The sequence below is a fragment of the Hymenobacter jeollabukensis genome, from assembly GCF_005771675.1.
Classification (GTDB): domain Bacteria; phylum Bacteroidota; class Bacteroidia; order Cytophagales; family Hymenobacteraceae; genus Solirubrum; species Solirubrum jeollabukense.
In genome coordinates this window covers 284,000-303,133 of sequence record NZ_VAJM01000004.1, presented here as the reverse complement: position 1 = coordinate 303,133, position 19,134 = coordinate 284,000, and the positions used below count along the sequence as shown (strand labels likewise).

The window sequence follows — 19,134 nt, the reverse complement described above, 5'->3', positions numbered from 1 at the left end:
TTCTTCTCGTCTAACGAGGAAATTACTATCGAGCGAGATGTCTCGACTTCGCTCGACATGACGTTCTGATAAATCCACAAAAAAGCCCGCTGGATTACTCCAGCGGGCTTTTTTGTGGTCTAACGCTTAGCGTTTCATCTGCACCGGCAGCGGCTGCTTGGGCGTGGCTTCCAGGCCCAGGTCGCGGGGGGCATCCTCGGGGCGGCCGGGGCGGCGGCCGGCGGTCAGCAGCACCCAGATGCCTACGAACACCAGCGGAATGCTGAGCACCTGGCCCATGTTCAGCGGGGCCAGCGCCCAGGTGCTTTCGAAACCCTCCTGGTTTTCCTTCAGGAACTCCACCAGGAAGCGGAAGGTGAAGAGCAAGGTGACGAACAGGCCGAAGAGGTAGCCGCGGGGCGTGCTGGCCTTCCAGCGGTTCCAAAGGCCGTATAGCAGCACGAACAGGAACACGCAAAACAGCGCCTCGTAGATCTGCGTGGGGTGGTGCAGCTCGTTGGGCACGTTGGTCATTTCGTGGTGAATCTCGTTGTAACGCACGAATTTGAACGCCCACGGCACGTCCGTCTGCTTGCCGATGATTTCCGAGTTCATCAGGTTGCCCAGGCGGATGCACATGCCCCCGGTGGCCACCACGATGACAATGCGGTCGAGCACCCAGAGGTAGTCGAACTTGTTGTTGCGCGCAAACAGCCAGGTGGCCAGCAAGATGCCCAGCGTGGCGCCGTGGCTGGCCAGGCCGCCCTCCCAGATCTTGAAGATGTCGATGAAGTGCTCGGAGGTGAGGTAGTAGTCCGGGTCGTAGAAGAGCACGTGGCCCAGGCGGGCGCCCAGCACCGTGCCGATGAGCATGTACACGGTAATCACATCGACCCAGCGCGGCGACACTTTCTCCGACTTGTAGATGTGGGTGAGAATAAACGAACCGATGATGAAGCCGGCCGCGAACAGCAGACCGTACCAGCGCAGCGTCAGCGGGCCGAGTTGGGCGAGAATGGGCGAAACGTCCCAGGTGATGTAAGCGAGCATAGAAGCGAGGGCGCTAAGAGAGGAATCAAAGGTACTCAGACATTCGGCTTGCCGAATGCCCAGGGGTGGCGGGCTCGTTCTTGGGCGGAATCAGCCCGGCAGAGGTCAGCGGCACGGGTGGCTCAGGCCTGGGGCCCCGCCGACGGCAGCGGAGTGCCGGGGGCTTCGCTTGGCGGCGCAGCACCAGCGGCCGAAGGCAGGGCGGCGCAGTCGCCGCTGAGCGCCATGCCCAGCAAGGCCAGCATGAGGGCGTAGGCGGGCCGGCGCAGCCCGGCCGGCAGCAGGGGCCGCGCGGCCGCCGCGTCGTCGAGCCGGGCCCGCACCCGGCCGTAGAAGAACGGGCGGGGCTGGGCGGACGGTTGGGCGCGCCACTGCCGCAGCAGGTCTTCCCACTGCTCATCGGCGCCGGGGCGAAGTGACGAATCAGACATGGAGGAGCGAAGGTTGAAGGTGTTTGCGCAGGGTTTGGCGGGCCCGAAACAGCAGGGATTCCACGGCCGGGACGGTGGTCTGCAGGACGGCGGCTATTTCCTCGTAGCTCAGCTCCTGCTCGTGGCGCAGCGTAAAGGCCACCTGCTGCTGGTCGGGCAGGCGGGCAATGTGGTCGAGCAACAGTCGCAGCTGCTGCGTCCCTTCCAGCTGGGCCTGCGGGTGCGCGTGGTCGGGCGGGTGGTGCAGCACGTGGTTGTCGAAGCCGAGCAAGCTGGTGAAGTAGGCGAAGCGCTTTTTCGCCCGGGCCCTCCGGCGGTGCTTCAGGGCCCGCGAGGTAGCCAGCCGGTACAGCCAGGTGCTCAGCGCCGCGTCGCCCCGAAAGCGCCCGATGGTTTGGTATACCTCCACGAAGACCTCCTGCGCCACGTCCTCCGCTTCTTCGGCGGAGCGCAGCAAGGCCAGCACCGTGCGGTACACCCGGTTTTGGTACCGCTCGACCAGGGTGCGAAACGCCGCCTCGCTGCCCTGCTGCAACTGCGCCACCAGCTCGGCCTCGGCCGTAGCTAACGTGGGACGGGCAGCGGCCTGGGGCTCCGAAACAACGGATACGGGCAGGGAACACACCAAGGGGCGAAGAGGCTGAAGGGCGGTGAAAGTAGGGCCGCAGCCGGCGGGCTGGGTTGCGCTTACCGGGCTGGCAGTGACTTAGGCTCCGTTCGGGCCCAAAACTTGCGCCGCCCGGCCGGCCATTCTACAAACAACTGGCTTACAGCGCAATTATTTACAAAACAGCAGACCGGGCGGCATCAACAAGAGGTAGCTTACGCGCCTACAGCGCCGCCAGCTCGGCCGCGAAGCCCCCGCTCAGGATGGGGAAGCGCAGCCAGGAGCGCGGGTCGAGGTTGTAGTCGTCGAGGTGGAACGAGGGCGCGTACCGCTCGCGCTTCCACTGGTTGCGGCTCCAGAGCGAGTAGAAGCGCTTCACGTATACTTTCAGCTGCTCCGCGTCGGCGTCGACTAACTCGCCTTCCAGCCGGGCCAGCACCTGCTGCGGGCTCAGCCGCTCGTAAAAAGCCAGCCGCTCGATGCGGTTGAGCAGCGGGTAGGGCATCAAATCCCGCTCGTCGGTCTGCATGTCTTCCAGCGGGCGCAGCTCGGCCGTAGGCTGCAGGTTGTTGACGCGGTGCAGGCCGGGGTAGCTCAGCTCCGTCTCGGCCCACACCAGCCACTGCTTCACGAAAGCCTTGTCGACGCCGGCAATGGGCGAAATGCTGCCCGCCGTGTCGCCGTCCATGGTGCAGTAGCCCACGGCGGCCTCGCTCCGGTTGGAGGTGGTGATGAGCAGGCAGTTGAGCACGTTGGCCAGCATCCAGATGCTGGGCGCGCGCACCCGGGCCTGGATGTTCTGCAGCGTCAAGTCGTCGGTCTGCCAGCTGAGCGCCCGGCCCAGCGCGTGCTCGATCTTGCCGGTGTAGCCCTGCACCTCCTGGTCGATGTCCCAGCTGAAAAACACCGCGCCGATGCTTTCGGCCACTTCCTTGGCCGAGAGGTACGTGTCGTCGGAGGAGTTGACGGTGCCCTGGTAGGCGCAGGTGAGCAGGCGGCGGGTCAGCTGCTGATTCAGGCTGAGCTGCTCGTTGCCGGTGGTTTGCTCGGCCGAGTGCGAAGCACCCTGCACGCGGCCAGCATCGGTTTCCTTGCGCGGCTCCACCAACGGGCCGCCGGGCAGCTGCCGGTAGTCGCGGGCGAAGTGAATTTCATCTTCCGAGTAGGCCCCGGCCTTGCGCATGAAACCCTCCACGCCCAGCTCGGCCACGCCCAGGCGCACCAGCTCGGCCACGCCCACGGCGCACATGCACGAATCGGCCCCGCCGCTCAGGCTGAGCACGAAGCCTTTGCTGCGGGCTTTGCGCAGGTAGTCGAACAGCGCGAGGCTCAACGCCTGGTTCAGCTCGCGGTACTCGTCGGGCGTGGGCAGCGGCGTGATGTGCTCGGTGACGGGCGGCTCCTGAGCGAAATCCACGTCGGCGAATTCCAGGTCCACGTCCTTGTAGCTGAGCAGCTGGTTGCGCTTAATCAGCTCCCCGTTGCGGGCAATCAGGATTTCGCCGTCGTAGGTGATGCGGCCGGCCTCGTTGCCGAGCAGGTTGGCGTACAGATAGGTCACCGCGTAGTCGCGGGAGGCCTTGAGCACCAGTTGGTAGCGCACGTCGGTCTTGCTCATGGCGAAGTGCGAGGCCGAGGGATTCACGATGAGCTGCACGCCCCGGGCCTTCAGCCGGCCGGCCGGCCGGTCCTGGGCCGAGCGCCAGGCATCCTCGCAGATTTCAAAGCCGAAGGTGATGCCCTGATGCTCAAAGGTCAGGTCGCCGATGATAAACTCCTCGCCGCCGAAGCTGAAGTCCTGGATGTTGCCGGCCTTCCAGGAGGTGAAAAAGCGCGGCTCGTAATGCACCCCGTCGTTGGCCAGCCACTGCTTGGCCGCGAAGCCCAGAATCTGCTGGTTGCGGATGACGCAGGCCGTGTTGTAGGTGCGCCCGTCGAGGCGCACGGGCAGGCCCACACACACCACCATGCCGGGGTCGGTGCAGTAGCCACGCACGGTTTGCAAGTGCTGCAGGGCGGTTTCGCTCAGCCAGTCGTGCAAAAACAAGTCCTCGCAGCCGTAGCCTGTCAGGCACAGCTCGGGCAGGCACAGCAGCTCCACCCGCGCGGCGCGGGCCTGCTCGATGGCCTCGCGGATGTTGCGCAGGTTGTTTTCCCAGTCGATGGGCGTTTGATTGAGGGCGGCGCCGGCAAGTCGCATAAGCAGGAAGCGGGGTGGTTGGAAATCGTCCTGCAAGTAACTCCAAACGGCGGATTCGGGTTGTGCCGGCCGCGGCCAAACTTATTGATGCAGTTTCAATACATCAACACATGGATTATCATAATCAAATACTAGTGAGTCTTGTTTGCCAGCAATATAAAACCTTCTCTTCGCGGAGGAAGGTGATGCATAATTGCAGTTAGTGGAATCTAACTCATAAATAATTTTAATTGGAACAACCATTAGTTTACCCCAACCGAATTTGCTTAGCCCCTTATCTTTTAAACTTAAGGTGAATGTATCTGGCAAAACACTAATGCGCAGTAAGTCACTGAATAGTCGCTCGTTGGTTGAAAAAGCGAAGGCATTTTCAACTTCAATGTTGTGCAGAGTCAACGGCGCCGTTAGAGGTGACGACGACTCTATAAAGTACATCGTTTCAGCCCTCAACGAATGCGTAACCAAGTAACCTTGTTTTTCAACTATATTAAGGCCACCAGCCCTTTCACCTGAAGGGCTACAGGCACCTAATATTATAGAGCATATCTTTAAAATAGTGTATCTACCCATATTCTAATTTCGAATAAACTATAATTTCATGCAACTGCGAGAAAGTTGCTACACCCCCAGCGCCGCCAGTGCCCGCTCCGCGGCCATCTGCTCGGCCTGCTTCTTGGAGAGGCCCATGCCCGTGGCCACGGCCTCCTCATCAATCATCACCGTAGCCGAAAACTCCATCACGCCGCCAGTGCGCTGCTCCCCGTTCAGCTCGTAGCGCACCGCCTTGCCGTGGCGTTGCGCCCACTCGATGAGCTTGCTCTTGAAGTTGGCCGTGGTCGAGGTCAGCGCCTTCACGTCCACGTAGGGCCGGATCAGGCGCTTGAGCACGAACTGCCGGGCCTGCTCGTAGCCGTGGTCGAGGTAGATGGCGCCCACCAGGGCTTCCAGGGCGTTGCCGTTGACGGAGCGGGAGCGAGCCGAGCGGCTCTGGCCCGGGTCGAGCTGCACCAGCGCGTCGAGCCCCAGCTTCAGGGCCAGTTGGTTCATGCTTTCCCGGTTCACGATGCGCGAGCGGATTTCCGTCAGGAAGCCCTCCGGCTCGTAGGGGTATTTCAAGAACAGGTACTCGGCCACCACCGCGCCCAGCACGGCGTCGCCCAGAAACTCCAGCCGCTCGTTCGACAGGTGACGCGTCTGGCCCTGCTGACGCACCAGGGAGGCGTGCGTGAAAGCCAGCCGGTACAGGCGCACGTTGTCCGGCGTCTTGCCCGTCACGGAGGCAATAGCCTGCCGGAACTGCCGGTCGTGACCGAGCAGGCGGCGGAAAATTCCGAACAGCGGAAGCGTACGTCCGCTACGGGTTGGCATAAGCGAAAGAGTTGGTACTAAATAAAGCGGCCGACGTAGCCCCGGGCGTGGGCAGGTGGCTTAAAGAACGTCATGCTGAGCCTGTCGAAGCATCTCTACCGGGCGTCTTCGGGTAAACGAAGCGGCAGAGATGCTTCGACAAGCTCAGCATGACGTTGGTTTTTCGAATGACACTCCCGGGTTCAGCATGACGTTCTGTTTTCATCAGCCGGCCCGGTGCGCCAGCCGTTAGTCGCGGAATTTGCCGAACACCACCGAAGTGTTGTGCCCGCCAAAGCCGAAGGTATTGCTGATGGCAATGTTCACCTCCCTCTTCTGGGCTTGGTTGAACGTGAAGTTCAGCCGCGAATCCAGCTCCGGGTCGTCGGTGAAGTGGTTGATAGTCGGGGGCACCACGCCGTGCTGAATGGCCAGGATGCTGGCCAGGGCTTCGATGGCCCCGGCGCCGCCCAGCAGGTGGCCGGTCATGCTCTTGGTGGAACTGATGTTGAGCCGGTACGCATCCTCGCCGAACACCTTCTGAATGGCCTTCACCTCGGCCCCGTCGCCCAGCGGAGTGCTGGTGCCGTGGGTGTTGATGTAGTCCACGTCGGCCGGCGTAATGCCCGCGTCGCGCAGGGCGTTCTTCATCACCAGCACCACCCCGTTACCATCGGGGTCCGGGGCAGTGATATGGTAGGCATCCGACGACAGACCGCCGCCGAGCAGCTCGGCGTAAATCTTGGCGCCGCGGGCTTTGGCGTGCTCGTATTCCTCCAGGATCAGCGCGCCAGCGCCTTCCCCCAGCACGAAACCGTCCCGCTCCTTATCGTAGGGGCGCGAGGCCATTTCGGGCGCGTCGTTCCGCTCGCTCATGGCCTTGATGGCGTTGAAGCCACCCACGCCCGCTTCGGTAATGGCCGCCTCCGAGCCGCCGGTCACAATCACATCCGCCATGTTCAGGCGGATGTAGTTGAAAGCGGCGATAATGGAGTCGGACGACGAGGCGCAGGCCGAGGTCGTGACGAAGTTCGGGCCGCGGAAGCCGTGCTTGATCGAGATGTTGCCCGACGAGGAGTCGGCAATCATCTTCGGAATGAAGAACGGGTTGAAGCGCGGCGTACCGTCGCCCCGCCCGAAGGCCACGCACTCCTCCTGGAAGGTGCGCAGCCCGCCGATGCCCGAGCCCCAGATAACGCCCACGCGGTCTTTGTCGACGCCTTCCAGCAGGCCGGCGTCGGCAATGGCCTGGTCGCTGGCAATGACGGCGAACTGCGTGAACAGGTCCATCTTGCGGCCTTCCTTGCGTTCGAAGTAGTCGTCGGGATTGTAGCCCTTCACTTCGCAGGCAAAGCGGGTTTTGAACTTGCTGGCGTCGAAACGGGTGATGGGGGCGGCCCCACTCACGCCGCGTGACAAACCGTCCCAGTATTCGGCAACCGTTTTGCCGAGCGGGGTGATGGCTCCGAGACCAGTAACAACAACTCTCCGTAGCGCCATAAAAGAGGTGCGAAGGGGTAAAAACGGGGAAAAAGAAAACGGCCGGCACGAGCCGGCCGGCAAAGCGGTTCTGCTTTAGCTAAGTAAAGATGCCTTATTTGGCGTGCTCTTCGAGGTAAGCAATGGCCTGGCCCACGGTGCCGATGTTCTCAGCCTGGTCGTCGGGGATGCTCACGTTGAACTCTTTTTCGAACTCCATAATCAGCTCAACCGTGTCCAGCGAGTCAGCGCCGAGGTCGTTGGTGAAGCTGGCCTCCGGGGTCACTTCCGACGGCTCTACGCCCAGCTTGTCAACGATGATGCTTTTTACTTTTTCTGCGATTTCAGACATTTCCGTGGGGTTTAAAGAAAACTCGGCCACAAATAACACCATCTTCCTCAACATTATCAAACCGGACGGTAGCATTTGCCCTGCCGCGGGCGCTGGTTTCGCCCCCGCAAACCTGTAGTTTTACGCCCGTTGGACCTGATTCTGTGCTGCGCTATGAAAACCCTGACCCTCGATTGCGACTACGATTGTGACTTCGACCTGTTCGGCGTAGTGTCGTCGAGCCGGGACCATAAGCTGGCCTGGACGCTGAATCGGGCCCTGCGCCTGCGTTTGGTGAAGCAGCAGGACCTGATTTACGATTTGCTCACCCGGGGCCGGCTGGTCATCAGCAACTATCTGCACGCCACCGAAACGGCCACGCTGCGCCTGCTGCGCAACCGCTCGGTGGACCCCTCGCCGCTGAAAAAACCTTTTCTGGCGCCCGATATCAAGGAGTACGACTACCTGATTCAGGTGCAAAACGGCACCGGCGCGCTCGACGCCGACCAGCTCCTGGAGCAGCTCACGGCCCTGCCGGAGGTGCAGTACGCCTGCCGCTTCGACCCAAATACGCTTAAGTTCAAAGAAAACTTGCTCTTTTAGGGCCGCAAACCCTCCGTGGCTCCGGCCGCGGCTTAGCCGAAGGACCTTATCACGCTCGAACGACGCTTCCCACCGTCATCTCGCGCGCAGCCGGGGCCTCTCGCGTACCTGCTTCAGTATCAGCGCAAGCTGGCTTCTCCCCCACGGAGCCGACCTGGGCTGGGAAGCGCGTGGTGCCGATGAAGCCTTGCCTGCTCCGCATTGACGGCTGGAACTGCCCGTTCCGCGTAATAAGGTCCTTCGGCTGCGCCTCGCCCAATCCCATAAAAAAACTCCGCAACTAATTTTGTTGCTTGCCGCTGCGCAGCACAATTCCCCATCGAATACATGGAAAATCGTCCCTCTTTCAACAAAACCAAGATTGTCGCCACCGTCGGGCCGGCTTCCAACACGTACGAGAAGCTGGGCATGCTCATCCGCGAAGGCGTGGACGTGTTTCGCCTCAACTTCTCCCACGGCGCCCACGAAGAACACCTGAACGTGATTAACCTGGTGCGCCGCCTCAACAAGGACCTGCGCACCCACGTGGGCCTGCTGCAGGACTTGCAGGGCCCCAAAATCCGCCTCGGCGAGGTGGAAGGCGGCTCGTTTGAAATCAAAGCCGGGGAGCAGCTCCTGCTCGTATGCGGCGAAAAGGAAATCAGCCGCCCCGGCCGCATCAGCACCATCTACCTGGGCCTGGCTCGCGACGTGAAAGCCGGCGACATGATTCTGATCGACGACGGCAAAATCGAGCTGCGCGTCATCAGCACCGACCGCGAGAAAGAAGTGCTGTGCGAGGTGATTTACGGCGGGCTGGTGAAGCCGCGTAAGGGCATCAACCTGCCCGACTCGGACGTGTCGGCCCCATCGATGACTGAAAAGGACATTGAGGACCTGAAGTTCGGCCTGGAAAACGACGTGGACTGGATTGCGCTGTCGTTTGCCCGCCGCGGCGAGGACATCCGCTTTATCAAGCAGATCATTGCCGAAAGCGGTAAGCACGCCAAGGTGGTGGCCAAAATCGAGACGCCGGAAGGCCTGAAGAACCTCGACGACATCATTGCCCTCACCGACGCCATCATGGTGGCCCGCGGCGACCTGGGCGTGGAGGTGAAGATGGAAGAGGTGCCGATGGCGCAGAAGATGATCATCGAGAAGTGCAACAAGGCCGGCAAGCCGGTGATTGTGGCCACCCAGATGATGGAGAGCATGATTACGGCCCCACGCCCGACGCGTGCCGAAACCAGCGACGTGGCCAACGCCGTCATCGACGGGGCCGACGCGGTGATGCTCTCGGCCGAAACCGCCGTGGGGGCCTACCCCGCGGAGGTGATTCGCTCGATGGTGGGCACGATTCAGAGCGTGGAGTCGCGCCGCGAGTCGCTCTACCACCGCTGGCACGCCATCACGCCGGAGTCGCCCACCTTCATGGTCGACAGCGTGCTGTCGGCGGCCTGCCACATGGCCAAAAACACCGGCGCCAAGGCCATTACCGGCATGACGCACCGCGGCTACACGGCCTTCCAGATTGCCAAGTACCGCCCCAAGGCTAACATCTTCATCTTCACCGACAACCGCAACCTGCTCACGACGCTGAGCCTGATCTGGGGCGTGCGCGGCTTCTACTACGACCGCATGGTGAGCACCGACAGCTCGGTGTCGGACATCAAGTATATCCTTTCGACCACCGGCAACCTGGAGAAGGGCGACGTGTTCATCAACACCGCTTCCATGCCCATCGGGGAGAAAGGCAAAACTAACATGATCAAGCTGAGCGTGGCGTAAGCGGCTCGACTTGCCAAGCAAAAAGCCCGCGCTGCAACGGCAGCGCGGGCTTTTTTGTGTTCCTGCTCGTCTATTCCACGTGTTGCAGGCGCAATACCAGCGGCGCTTCGCCGGGCAGCTGCAACTGCACCACGTAGAGGCCTGCGGACAAGCCGGTCAGCGGCACCGTGGCCTGCGTTGCGCCGCGGTCAAGGCGCTGTTGCCGCACTTGTCGCCCGAGGGCGTCGAGCAGCGTTAGGCTGGTTTCGGCCGGCGTGGGCTGCTGCAGGCGCAGCGTGGCTTCGTGGGTGGCAGGATTGGGGTAGAGCTGCAGTCGGGCGGCACTCCGGGCTTCGCGGCTGGGCAGCAGGGTATTGAAATTGGTGCGCGTGCCGCAGGTGGCGTAGCTGCCGTTGGGCAGCAATTTGCGGTAATATTGCAGCAGCCAGTAGAAACGCCGGGTTTCACCCACGCCGACAGCATATTCGTGGGTACCGCCGGCAGCATCCACGCCGTAGGTATAGATGCCCGCACCGGCGCCGTACATGCGCGCATATGCTACCAGCAGCCGGCCATTTAGCTGACATGAACCACTGCCGCTGCGCACAGCCTCACCCATCAGCAACGCATTTGTCGTCCAGGCATATTCGTACGTGAGCAGGCTCAGGCTGGCATGGCTTAAATAGTCGGATTGACGGGTGAGAGCCGGGCGGCGCAGCGGCACGGCCAAGCGTTCCACGCGCGGCGAAGTCAGGTTGTAGTACGCCGTGGGTCCACAAGGATTATTGTTAGGACCTCCAGCCCGGTTATATTCCGTTTGTGTCAAATAGGTATAAATCAAGCTATCCGCTGTCTGCTGCCGCGTCAGGATACGCCGCAGCTCATAGTCCCGGTAACACGGGAAAGCCCCATAATCTTCGGCGGCGTACCCAAGCTCGTCGCCGGGCTGAAAATCGAGCTGTACCAGCGGGCTGTAGATTGACTGCTGATACGGTACCGGCACGGTGTTACCTTGCAGCAGGTCGACGGCAGTAGAAGTCCAGTTGGAAGGGCCGCGCAGCAGGCCGTACGAGCGGCTCAGCTCGAAGACGCGGCCGTTGCTGAGCGTAATGGTGGCCACCGAATCGGTGAACGTGGCCGGCGCCACTCCCCAGGTGCGCTGCCCGCGGCTGGTGAGCGTAGCAGTGAGCAAGGGCGTGGCGGCCCAGCTGCTGCCGACGGCCGCCCGCGGCCGGAGTATCAGCGTCTGCGCGGCCATGCCGATTTCAGCCACGGTTTCCAGTGCGTACTCCCGCTGGGCCGGCCGGCAGATCAGGCGGCCCCCCAGAATGTTGTTGCGCGAAGGCCTGAACTGGAAGGTATTTACGCCCGTGGGCCGCATCACCCGGTTGAAAGTGTACACCGAGTCGGTGCCGGCCACGTAGGCCGAATCCAGCCGCAGGGTATGCGTGGCGTTGGTGGTGCTCCAGTTGTAGGAGTAAATCAATCCTGGGCGGAAGGGGCGCCAATCCTGGCCGTGCGCGGCGGAATGGGCAAGGGCAGCAAGGCCCGCCAGGGCCAGTAAGCGGTAGAGGTGTTTCATCGGATGCAATAGCAATAATTCGGCAGCAATATATACCTATAGACTTAAACCGCAACCCGATACAAACGCATGAAGGCCCCGCGCCGGTAGCGCGGGGCCTTCATCAAGAACTCGACTAAACTCTCGGCTGCTTAGGCGGCCAGCGAGTTTACGTACTTGGTCAGGCTGGACTTGTTGTTGGCAGCCTTGTTCTTGTGGATGATGTTCTTCTTGGCCAGACGGTCGAGCATCGAAGATACTTTCTTCAGCAGCTCCTGGGCTTCCGATGCCTCGGTGGTAGCGCGCAGCTTCTTAACGGCCGTGCGGGTCGATTTGTGCTGGTAACGGTTCAACACGCGCTTGGCTTCGTTCGAGCGGATGCGCTTCAGAGCCGACTTATGATTTGCCATGTTATGAAAAGCGGGAAAACAGAGGTTCTGTCGAGGTTCCTAGTCAATTGGGTTGGCAAAGGTAGTGACTCACTCCGAAAATAGCAAACCCGTTGACGAAGAATTGCCTTGCCCGCGCCGACGGCGCTAATCCACCTGCTTTTCCAAGGCGTTGGCCTCAGCAAGGTGGGTACGCAGCACGGGCAGCATTTTGGCGGCGAAGGCCTGCACCGCCGGATTCTCGGCCTTCTTTTCCTTGGCCTCAAACATGACGATGTCGAGCTTGTGGGCCGTTTCCATCACGTCCAAGTACCGCTCGTCGAAGGCGCGGCCCGATTGGTTCTTGAGCCGATCAATCAGCTGCTGGTGCATGGGCATAATGGCCACCGAGGGCTTCACGTCGAGCTGGGCATTAACGGCGCTCAGCTCCTGCCCGGCGGCCGTGTGCTGGTCCACCATCATCTGCCCGTACTGCTTCACGGCGTCGGTGCTGCCCTGCTGGGCGGCCAGGGTGCCGAGCTGCACTTCCATCTCGTTGCTGCTGGCGACGGTGAGCAGGAATTCCGCGTCGGAGAAGCCGCGCAGGGCGTCGGCGGTGGTGGGGCTCATGGTTTCGGACGTACCGGGGTCGTAGGCGCCGAGCACCTCGGAGCTGCCGGGCGGGCGGTTGACGGCGGCTTCGGCCCGGGCGGCGGAGGCCTGTTCGGTTTCGGGGTTGGTGCTGGTGCAGGCGGCGCTGAGCAGCAGGCTGGTGGTCAGGAGTCCGAGGAAGGCCCTTTTCATGGTGGCAATGACGTTGGTCAGCTGCTACATACGCCGTTCCGGCCGGGCTTGTTAGCGGGTCGAGTGCCCCGCCATTTATTTGCCCGCCCAAAGCGTTCTGCCCGGCAACTTTGCCCACTCCGGGCGGGTTCTATCAATGGAGCCCGTACTTTTCGGCAGATAGTATGCATGCCGAAAACAATGCGTATCTTCTCCTAGCTTCGTTTCGCTTCCGCCTAACCCCTCCGCCGCTATGCCGCTCGTCACCGACTCCCGCTACCGGCCGCCCTTCTACCTCTTCAACGGCCACCTGCAAACCATCGTGCCCAGCCTGCTGCGCGAGGTGCCCGAGGTGCACTACCACCGCCAGCGCGTGGAAACTGCTGACGGTGACTTCCTCGACCTCGACTGGGCCCGCACCGAGCACGTCACCGACACGCTGGCCATCATCTCGCACGGGCTGGAAGGCGACGCCGGGCGCCCCTACGTGCGCGGCATGGCCCGGGCGCTGAACAAAGCCGGCATCGATGCACTAGCCTGGAACTACCGCAGCTGCAGCGGGGAGCCCAACCGTCTGCTGCGCGCCTACCACCTCGGCGACACCGACGATTTGCACTTCGTGGTGCAGGAGGCATTGCGCACCGGCCGCTACCGCCGGGTGTTTCTGACGGGCTTCTCAGCTGGCGGCAACATGACGCTGAAGTACCTTGGCGAGGATGCCCAGCGCGTGCCGCAGGAAGTGGAGCGTGCCGCCGTGTTTTCGGTGCCGACGGACCTGAAAGCTGGCTCCATGCACATTTCGCGGCTGGAAAACCGCATCTACCTGAACCGCTTTCTGAAGACGCTGCGCGAGAAAATCCGCCAGAAGGCCGAACTGCTGCCCGGGCAGCTGAGCGTGGAAGGCTTGGAAGACCTCAGCGACTTTCCGCAGTTCGACGACCGGTATACGGCTCCGCTGCACGGCTTCAAGTCGGCCGACGAGTACTACGAGCGCAGCAGCTCCGGCCGCTACCTCGACGGCATCCGCATCCCGACGCTCATCGTGAATGCCCAGAACGACCCGTTTCTGCCGCCGGCCTGCTTTCCGCGCGCGGCAGCCGAGCGTAGCCCCTACGTGTTTCTGGAAACGCCCGAGGAAGGCGGCCACGTGGGCTTCGCCGAGGGCCTGCCTTCCGACGGGCAGTACTACTCGGAGCGGCGGGCGGTGGACTTTCTGACAGCGTCGGTACCGGCCTGAGGCAGCGCTGAACAGCCCGAAACGAGTCCGCCCGCGCAGTGCTGCGCGGGCGGACTCGTTTTAGGACCGGGTTGGTCGTTTTATACGTTGCCGGTACGCTTGCCGCGGGCCAGGGCGTTGTTGGCGGGCACGAAGACCACCTTTTTCGTTTCGAAGAACTCCTCGCTGAAAAAGTCGCTGAGGTTGGTGACGGTGGCCACGAGGCCGGATTCGGCAATTTCCTCGGTCAGGTCGCCGCCCTTGAGGTAGTAGAGGCCGTGGGTGGGGCTGGCCGAGGCGGTGGCGGTGTAGCGCTGGGCAATCCAGGGGTGGAAGTTGGCCAGGCGCGTCACGGCGCGGCTTACCACGAAGTCGAACTTCTGCCGCACCTGCTCGGCCCGAATCTGCTCGGCCGTCACGTTGTGCAGCTTCAGGGCGTGCGCCATGTCCTGCACGGCCTTGATCTTCTTGCCGATGCTGTCGATGAGGTGAAACTCCACCTCCGGGAACAGGATGGCCAGCGGCAAACCGGGCAGGCCACCGCCGGTACCTACGTCGAGCACCGAGCTGCCGGCGGGAAACTGCACCACCTTGGCAATGGCGGCCGAGTGCAGGAAGTGGCGCTCGGCCAGGTTGTCGACGTCGGAGCGGGCAATGAGGTTGATGCGCTCATTCCAGCCGCGGAACTCGTGGTCGAGCTGCTGAAACTGCTCGCGCTGGCGCGGCGTGAGGTCAGGGAAGTAGCGGAAGAGGATTTCCATCGTCGGGCAAAGGTACTGTAGCGCGAAGTTTTACTTCGCGTATTGCTGAACGATGCCGCTTGGACGTCAGCAACGATACGCGAAGTAAAACTTCGCGCTACCAACGACGACGCCCCGCCGGGTTCGGCGGGGCGTCGTCGTTGGTAAGCAGCCATCTAGCAATTTGGCCATTCAGCAATTCACTAGATGATTTCCTTTTTGTTTTTCACCATGTCATAGAGCAGCTCGCGGGCGCGGTGCAGTTGGGCTTTCACGGTGCCGAGTGGGGCTTTCAGCTCCTGGGCAATTTCCTCGTAGCTGAGCTCATCGAAGTAGCGCAGGGTGACTAGACGCTGGTACTTATCGGGCAGCCGCGACACGACGTGCTGCATGATTTCGATTTTCTGGTTTTTGATGGCCGACTCGGCCGGGTTCAGGTTGTTGTCGCGGAAATCAATGGTGATTTCGTCGCCGTTGTCAATCTTGATGGCCGAGTCGATGGACATCGTCTTGATTTTATTCTTGCGAATAAAGTCAATGCAGTTGTTGGTGGCGATGCGGAACAGCCAGGTGCTGAAGGCGTACTCGGGGTTGAACTTGTGCAGGTTGCGGAACGCCTTGGCGAAGGCCTCGATGGTGAGGTCTTCGGCATCGTCGGGGTTGCGCACCATCTTCAGCACCACGTGGTACACGGGCTTCTTGTAGATCTGCATCAGTTCGGCGTACGCCTTTTCGTCGCCCTTTTCTACGGCCGAGCGAATAAGCTTGAAGTCGTGCTTGGCCTTGGCCGAGAACTGCTTCTGGAGGTCCTGATTATTTACTTCCATCGGGAGGGGTTGCGGTTAAGCACTAACGAGGCTGTCAGGAGAGAGTAGGCAAAAAAATACCCCGCATCCAGAACTGGGAACAACCATAAAGGTTGCCGGTCGTGGAGGCGGCGGCTGGCCTGCGCGTACGTAGCAACTACGGTCGAGGTTCGGAGGCCCCATACCGCTGCCAATGCTACCCACTCAGGCTCAGGCACTACAAATGCCACCAGAGTTCCAACATAAAACAAGCCGTTAGCTAAGATAAAGGTTCCAATCCGAACCCGGTCGGAAAATCGGTAGCGCGAGCCGGCCGACATGTGGCGGCGCTTCTGCCGCCACCACTGGCCCCAGCTGTCGGGGGCCTGGCTGATGGTCTGGGCCTCGGCCGCGGTAACGACGCTGGCCCGGCGGCCCAGTTGCACCGCGTCCTGCACCAGCAGGTCGTCGTCGCCGCTGAGGCGGCGGATGTGGGAGGCGAAGCCCTTGGTGGCCATGAACGTGGCCTTGGTGTAGGCCAGGTTGCGGCCCACGCCCATGTAAGGCTGACCGCGCTCGGCGAAGCTGAGGTACTGCAGGCCGGTGAGCAGCGTTTCGAAGCGTACGAGCTTGTTCAGCAGGCCCTCGGCCTCGGCGTAGGGGCCGTAGCCGAGCACGATATCCGCCCCGCCGTCGAAGCCGCGGGCCATGTGGCGCAGCCACTGGTTGCTGCTGGGCTGGCAGTCGGCGTCGGTGAAGAGCAGGTAGGGGTAGCGGGCGACTTTAATACCGAGCGTGAGGGCGTATTTCTTGGGCGCAATGCCCTCGGGCGTGCTGCCGATGGTGACCAGGCGCACGTTGGGGTAGTACTGGGTCAGCTGCTGGGTGTAGAGGCCGGTGTCATCGTCGGAGCGGTCATCGATGAGCACGACTTCGAACTGGGCGTAGTCCTGCTGCAGCAACTCGGGCATGAGGTAGCGCAGCTGCTCCAGGGCGTTGCGGGCGGCTACGATGATGGATACCGGGTGCGCCTGCTCGTGTTGCGGGGCCGGCTCGGCGGTTTCGGCCGGGCGGCGCAGGGCGAAGGGCCAGAAGTAATACGCGGCGTATACCAGCTGCACCAGCACGCTGAGCACGAGCAGCCAGGAAACGGGCGAGAGGTGGAAGGGCAAGGCGGGTACAACTGTTTATCAGCCCGCAAAGGTAGCCCGCGGTGGATTGGGTATGACTGGTACGGGAAGAAATATGATGCTAGCGGCCCCGTTGTCCGTCATTGCGAGCGAACCGAAGGTCGACGTAGTCAAGCGCGGCAACCGTAGGAAGGAGAGTCAATCGGTCCTGGCCAATGGGCTAACCGTAACATGAGCCCCGCCCGAAACCCGGAGCTGCCGGTTCGGGCGGCGCCGTTTTTTGGCTTCTGCCAGTTGAAGCGGCGGTGCTACTAGAGGAAGGATTGCCGCGCTTGACTACGTCGACCTTCGGTTCGCTCGCAATGACTGCTAGTGAGCGGCGGCGAGTTACCTTTGCGGCTTCTTTGGCGGCCCGGTTCCTGAGCTTCAGGGGCGGCCGCGGCCGCTACGTTACTTTCCCGATGAAATTCGACCTCGTCGCCCACGACCCGCAGAGCAAAGCCCGCGCGGGCGTGCTCACCACCGACCACGGCACTATTCAGACGCCCATCTTTATGCCGGTGGGCACGGCGGGCTCGGTAAAGGCCGTGCACCAGCGCGAGCTGACGGACGACGTGCAGGCTCAGATCATCCTCGGCAACACCTACCACCTGTACCTGCGCCCCGGCCTCGACACGCTGCGCAAGGCCGGCGGCCTGCACAAGTTCAACGGCTGGGACCGGCCCATTCTCACCGACTCGGGCGGCTACCAGGTGTACTCGCTGAGCAATACGCGCAAGATCAAGGAGGAGGGCGTCAAGTTCCGCTCCCACATCGACGGCTCGCAGCATTTGTTTACGCCCGAGGGCGTGATGGACATTCAGCGCGTCATCGGGGCCGACATCATCATGGCCTTCGACGAGTGCACGCCCTGGCCCTGCGAGTACGAGTACGCCCGCAAGTCCTTGGACATGACGCACCGCTGGCTGAAGCGCTGCATTCAGCGCATCGACGAGACGGAGCCGCTCTACGGCTACGAGCAGCAGCTGTTTCCCATCGTGCAGGGCTCGACCTTCAAGGACCTGCGGGTGAAGTCGGCGGAGTTTATTGCCGAGCAGGGCCGGGCCGGCAACGCCATCGGGGGCCTGAGCGTGGGCGAGCCGGCCGAGTTGATGTACGAAATGACCGAAATCTGCTGCGACATCCTGCCCGCCGATAAGCCGCGCTACCTGATGGGCGTGGGCACGCCGGCCAACATCCTGGAGAACATTGCGCTGGGCGTGGACATGTTCGACTGCGTGCTGCCCACCCGCAACGCCCGCAACGGGATGCTCTTCACCACCCAGGGCATCATCAACATCAAGAACAAGAAGTGGGAGCAGGACTTTTCGCCCATTGACGCCGAACTAGGTGGCTACGCCAGCACGTTCTACTCCAAGTCCTACCTGCGCCACCTGTTTCACGCCAGCGAGTACCTGGCGGGCATGGCGGCCTCGGTGCACAACCTCACCTTCTACCTCTGGCTGGTGCGCAACGCCCGGGAGCAAATCCTGGCCGGTACCTTCCGCGAGTGGAAAGAAAAGATGGTGAAGCAGCTGATGGTACGATTATAAGTTGCCGGTTGTCAGTTTTGAGTTGTCAGTACGTTCTGGCACCTGCTACTGACAACGAACAACTATCAACTGACAACCCACCCGATGCTTCGGCTCCTCGATAAATACGTCCTCGGCAAGCTGCTCACCACCTTTTTTTTCACGGTGGTGGTGCTGGTGATGGTTATCTGCGTGATTGACTTCACGGAGAAAAACGACGACTTCATCAAGCACGACCTGGGCGCGTGGAAGATTATTTCGGAGTACTACCTGAACCTCTTCCCCTACTACGCCAACCTGCTCAGCCCCATCACCGTGTTCATTGCCACGGTGCTGGTGACGGCCCGGCTGGCGGCGCGCACCGAAATTGTGGCCATTCTGGCCAGCGGGGTGAGCTTCCGGCGCTTTCTGCTGCCCTACGTGATGGGCGGCGTGCTCATCGGCGGGGCCATTTTCGGGCTGATCGGCTGGGTGATTCCGCTGGCCAACAAGCCGCGCGTGGCCTTCGAGCGGAAGTACGTGAAGAACCCCTACCACTTTCAGGGGCGCAACGTGCACATCCGCATCGGGCCGAACAGCTACGCCTACCTGGAGAGCTACGACAACACGGCCAACATCGGCTACCGCTTCGCCATCGAAACCATCGAGGGCACCTTGCTGAAGCGGCGCATGCAGGCCGAGGCCATCAGCTGGGACACCACCCGGAAGGTGTGGCGCCTGACGCAGCAGACGGTGCGTACCATCCGCAACGGCAAGGAGACGCTGCGCACCTACCCCGCCCGCGACACCACCCTGAACCTCTACCCCAAGGATTTCGCCAGCACCTTCAAGCTGCAGGAGACGATGACCATGCCCGAGCTGAACGCGTTCATCCGGGAGAAAATCAACCGCGGCGCCGACGACACCGAAATCTACCTGGTGGAGAAGTACGAGCGGTACGCCTACCCTTTCGCCATCGTCATTCTCACCGTCATCGGGGTGATTATGAGTGCCCGCAAGTCGCGCAACGGCGTGGGCGGGCAAATTGCGCTGGGCTTCGTGCTGGCGTTTATCTACATCGGCTTCGTCATCCTGAGCCGCAACCTGGCCCTGGTGGGCGACATGAACCCCATGCTGGCCGCCTGGGTGCCCAACATCGTCTTCAGCACCATCGGGCTGATCCTCTACCGCTTCGTTCCGCGCTAAGTGGTGAGATGATGAGGTGGTG

At 61.9% G+C, this 19,134-nt stretch carries 19 protein-coding genes; 5 read left to right on the top strand and 14 right to left on the bottom strand.

Going from position 1 to position 19,134, the window contains the following annotated elements:
* Positions 1-126 precede the first annotated feature (126 nt).
* The 8 genes from lgt to FDY95_RS11320 all read right to left on the bottom strand — a co-directional run bounded on the left by lgt (position 127) and on the right by FDY95_RS11320 (position 7,445).
* On the bottom strand, positions 127-1,029 hold the full coding sequence (gene lgt, locus FDY95_RS11355; RefSeq protein WP_138077840.1) for a prolipoprotein diacylglyceryl transferase: 903 nt from the start codon (positions 1,027-1,029) through the stop codon (positions 127-129).
* A gap of 122 nt (positions 1,030-1,151) precedes the next feature.
* Positions 1,152-1,460 (bottom strand): hypothetical protein, encoded by a 309-nt coding sequence (locus FDY95_RS11350; RefSeq protein WP_138077838.1) that lies wholly within the window; start codon positions 1,458-1,460, stop codon positions 1,152-1,154.
* Positions 1,453-2,085, bottom strand: coding sequence for an RNA polymerase sigma factor (locus tag FDY95_RS11345; protein ID WP_246074010.1), 633 nt, complete (start codon positions 2,083-2,085; stop codon positions 1,453-1,455). The genes FDY95_RS11350 and FDY95_RS11345 overlap by 8 nt, the downstream gene beginning before the upstream one ends.
* Before the next feature lie 205 nt (positions 2,086-2,290).
* Positions 2,291-4,267 (bottom strand): NAD(+) synthase, encoded by a 1,977-nt coding sequence (gene nadE, locus FDY95_RS11340; RefSeq protein WP_138077836.1) that lies wholly within the window; start codon positions 4,265-4,267, stop codon positions 2,291-2,293.
* A gap of 81 nt (positions 4,268-4,348) precedes the next feature.
* Positions 4,349-4,837 carry a hypothetical protein gene (locus FDY95_RS11335; RefSeq protein ID WP_138077834.1) on the bottom strand — a complete coding sequence of 163 codons (489 nt, stop codon included), beginning with the start codon at positions 4,835-4,837 and terminating at the stop codon, positions 4,349-4,351.
* A gap of 48 nt (positions 4,838-4,885) precedes the next feature.
* Complete coding sequence (rnc, locus tag FDY95_RS11330) at positions 4,886-5,635, bottom strand: ribonuclease III (protein ID WP_138077832.1); 750 nt, start codon at positions 5,633-5,635, stop codon at positions 4,886-4,888.
* Between the two features lie 228 nt (positions 5,636-5,863).
* Positions 5,864-7,114, bottom strand: a complete 1,251-nt coding sequence (fabF, locus tag FDY95_RS11325; protein ID WP_138077830.1) for a beta-ketoacyl-ACP synthase II — start codon at positions 7,112-7,114, stop codon at positions 5,864-5,866.
* 94 nt (positions 7,115-7,208) lie between these two features.
* On the bottom strand, positions 7,209-7,445 hold the full coding sequence (locus FDY95_RS11320; RefSeq protein WP_059067513.1) for an acyl carrier protein: 237 nt from the start codon (positions 7,443-7,445) through the stop codon (positions 7,209-7,211).
* Between the two features lie 153 nt (positions 7,446-7,598).
* Between FDY95_RS11320 and FDY95_RS11315 the strand changes: the two genes are divergently transcribed.
* Both FDY95_RS11315 and pyk read left to right on the top strand, forming a co-directional pair.
* The gene (locus tag FDY95_RS11315; protein ID WP_111478636.1) at positions 7,599-8,027 is read left to right on the top strand and encodes an IPExxxVDY family protein; all 429 of its coding nucleotides are present in this window, start codon (positions 7,599-7,601) and stop codon (positions 8,025-8,027) included.
* Positions 8,028-8,354: 327 nt separating this feature from the next.
* The gene (gene pyk, locus FDY95_RS11310; protein ID WP_138077828.1) at positions 8,355-9,794 is read left to right on the top strand and encodes a pyruvate kinase; all 1,440 of its coding nucleotides are present in this window, start codon (positions 8,355-8,357) and stop codon (positions 9,792-9,794) included.
* Between the two features lie 70 nt (positions 9,795-9,864).
* On the opposite strand, the gene FDY95_RS11305 is transcribed toward pyk, so the two are convergent.
* From FDY95_RS11305 to FDY95_RS11295, 3 genes are all read right to left on the bottom strand, one after another.
* Positions 9,865-11,355 carry a T9SS type A sorting domain-containing protein gene (locus FDY95_RS11305; RefSeq protein WP_138077826.1) on the bottom strand — a complete coding sequence of 497 codons (1,491 nt, stop codon included), beginning with the start codon at positions 11,353-11,355 and terminating at the stop codon, positions 9,865-9,867.
* Between the two features lie 131 nt (positions 11,356-11,486).
* Positions 11,487-11,744, bottom strand: a complete 258-nt coding sequence (rpsT, locus tag FDY95_RS11300) for a 30S ribosomal protein S20 (protein ID WP_138077824.1) — start codon at positions 11,742-11,744, stop codon at positions 11,487-11,489.
* A gap of 126 nt (positions 11,745-11,870) precedes the next feature.
* Positions 11,871-12,506: a DUF4142 domain-containing protein gene (locus tag FDY95_RS11295; protein WP_138077822.1), complete on the bottom strand. Its 636-nt coding sequence runs from the start codon at positions 12,504-12,506 to the stop codon at positions 11,871-11,873.
* Between the two features lie 232 nt (positions 12,507-12,738).
* On the opposite strand from FDY95_RS11295, the gene FDY95_RS11290 reads away from it, so the two are divergent.
* On the top strand, positions 12,739-13,722 hold the full coding sequence (locus FDY95_RS11290) for a YheT family hydrolase (protein WP_138077820.1): 984 nt from the start codon (positions 12,739-12,741) through the stop codon (positions 13,720-13,722).
* An 80-nt stretch (positions 13,723-13,802) separates the two neighbouring features.
* On the opposite strand, the gene rsmG is transcribed toward FDY95_RS11290, so the two are convergent.
* The 3 genes from rsmG to FDY95_RS11275 all read right to left on the bottom strand — a co-directional run bounded on the left by rsmG (position 13,803) and on the right by FDY95_RS11275 (position 16,398).
* Positions 13,803-14,462 (bottom strand): 16S rRNA (guanine(527)-N(7))-methyltransferase RsmG, encoded by a 660-nt coding sequence (rsmG, locus tag FDY95_RS11285; protein ID WP_138077818.1) that lies wholly within the window; start codon positions 14,460-14,462, stop codon positions 13,803-13,805.
* Positions 14,463-14,644: 182 nt separating this feature from the next.
* Positions 14,645-15,268 (bottom strand): RNA polymerase sigma factor, encoded by a 624-nt coding sequence (locus tag FDY95_RS11280; RefSeq protein WP_078013685.1) that lies wholly within the window; start codon positions 15,266-15,268, stop codon positions 14,645-14,647.
* Complete coding sequence (locus tag FDY95_RS11275; RefSeq protein ID WP_138077816.1) at positions 15,259-16,398, bottom strand: glycosyltransferase; 1,140 nt, start codon at positions 16,396-16,398, stop codon at positions 15,259-15,261. Before FDY95_RS11275 ends, FDY95_RS11280 begins: the two co-directional genes overlap by 10 nt.
* A gap of 419 nt (positions 16,399-16,817) precedes the next feature.
* On the opposite strand from FDY95_RS11275, the gene tgt reads away from it, so the two are divergent.
* Positions 16,818-17,948, top strand: a complete 1,131-nt coding sequence (gene tgt, locus FDY95_RS11270) for a tRNA guanosine(34) transglycosylase Tgt (protein ID WP_138077814.1) — start codon at positions 16,818-16,820, stop codon at positions 17,946-17,948.
* 84 nt (positions 17,949-18,032) lie between these two features.
* Positions 18,033-19,112 (top strand): LptF/LptG family permease, encoded by a 1,080-nt coding sequence (locus FDY95_RS11265; RefSeq protein ID WP_138077812.1) that lies wholly within the window; start codon positions 18,033-18,035, stop codon positions 19,110-19,112.
* The last annotated feature ends 22 nt before the right edge of the window (positions 19,113-19,134 follow it).

Coding starts and splice junctions, on each gene's coding strand:
- lgt (WP_138077840.1), bottom strand. CDS start 1,029: ATGCTCGCTTACATCACCTGGGACGTTTCGCCCATTCTCGCCCAACTC.
- FDY95_RS11350 (WP_138077838.1), bottom strand. CDS start 1,460: ATGTCTGATTCGTCACTTCGCCCCGGCGCCGATGAGCAGTGGGAAGAC.
- nadE (WP_138077836.1), bottom strand. CDS start 4,267: ATGCGACTTGCCGGCGCCGCCCTCAATCAAACGCCCATCGACTGGGAA.
- FDY95_RS11335 (WP_138077834.1), bottom strand. CDS start 4,837: ATGGGTAGATACACTATTTTAAAGATATGCTCTATAATATTAGGTGCC.
- rnc (WP_138077832.1), bottom strand. CDS start 5,635: ATGCCAACCCGTAGCGGACGTACGCTTCCGCTGTTCGGAATTTTCCGC.
- fabF (WP_138077830.1), bottom strand. CDS start 7,114: ATGGCGCTACGGAGAGTTGTTGTTACTGGTCTCGGAGCCATCACCCCG.
- FDY95_RS11320 (WP_059067513.1), bottom strand. CDS start 7,445: ATGTCTGAAATCGCAGAAAAAGTAAAAAGCATCATCGTTGACAAGCTG.
- FDY95_RS11315 (WP_111478636.1), top strand. CDS start 7,599: ATGAAAACCCTGACCCTCGATTGCGACTACGATTGTGACTTCGACCTG.
- pyk (WP_138077828.1), top strand. CDS start 8,355: ATGGAAAATCGTCCCTCTTTCAACAAAACCAAGATTGTCGCCACCGTC.
- FDY95_RS11305 (WP_138077826.1), bottom strand. CDS start 11,355: ATGAAACACCTCTACCGCTTACTGGCCCTGGCGGGCCTTGCTGCCCTT.
- rpsT (WP_138077824.1), bottom strand. CDS start 11,744: ATGGCAAATCATAAGTCGGCTCTGAAGCGCATCCGCTCGAACGAAGCC.
- FDY95_RS11295 (WP_138077822.1), bottom strand. CDS start 12,506: ATGAAAAGGGCCTTCCTCGGACTCCTGACCACCAGCCTGCTGCTCAGC.
- FDY95_RS11290 (WP_138077820.1), top strand. CDS start 12,739: ATGCCGCTCGTCACCGACTCCCGCTACCGGCCGCCCTTCTACCTCTTC.
- rsmG (WP_138077818.1), bottom strand. CDS start 14,462: ATGGAAATCCTCTTCCGCTACTTCCCTGACCTCACGCCGCGCCAGCGC.
- FDY95_RS11280 (WP_078013685.1), bottom strand. CDS start 15,268: ATGGAAGTAAATAATCAGGACCTCCAGAAGCAGTTCTCGGCCAAGGCC.
- tgt (WP_138077814.1), top strand. CDS start 16,818: ATGAAATTCGACCTCGTCGCCCACGACCCGCAGAGCAAAGCCCGCGCG.
- FDY95_RS11265 (WP_138077812.1), top strand. CDS start 18,033: ATGCTTCGGCTCCTCGATAAATACGTCCTCGGCAAGCTGCTCACCACC.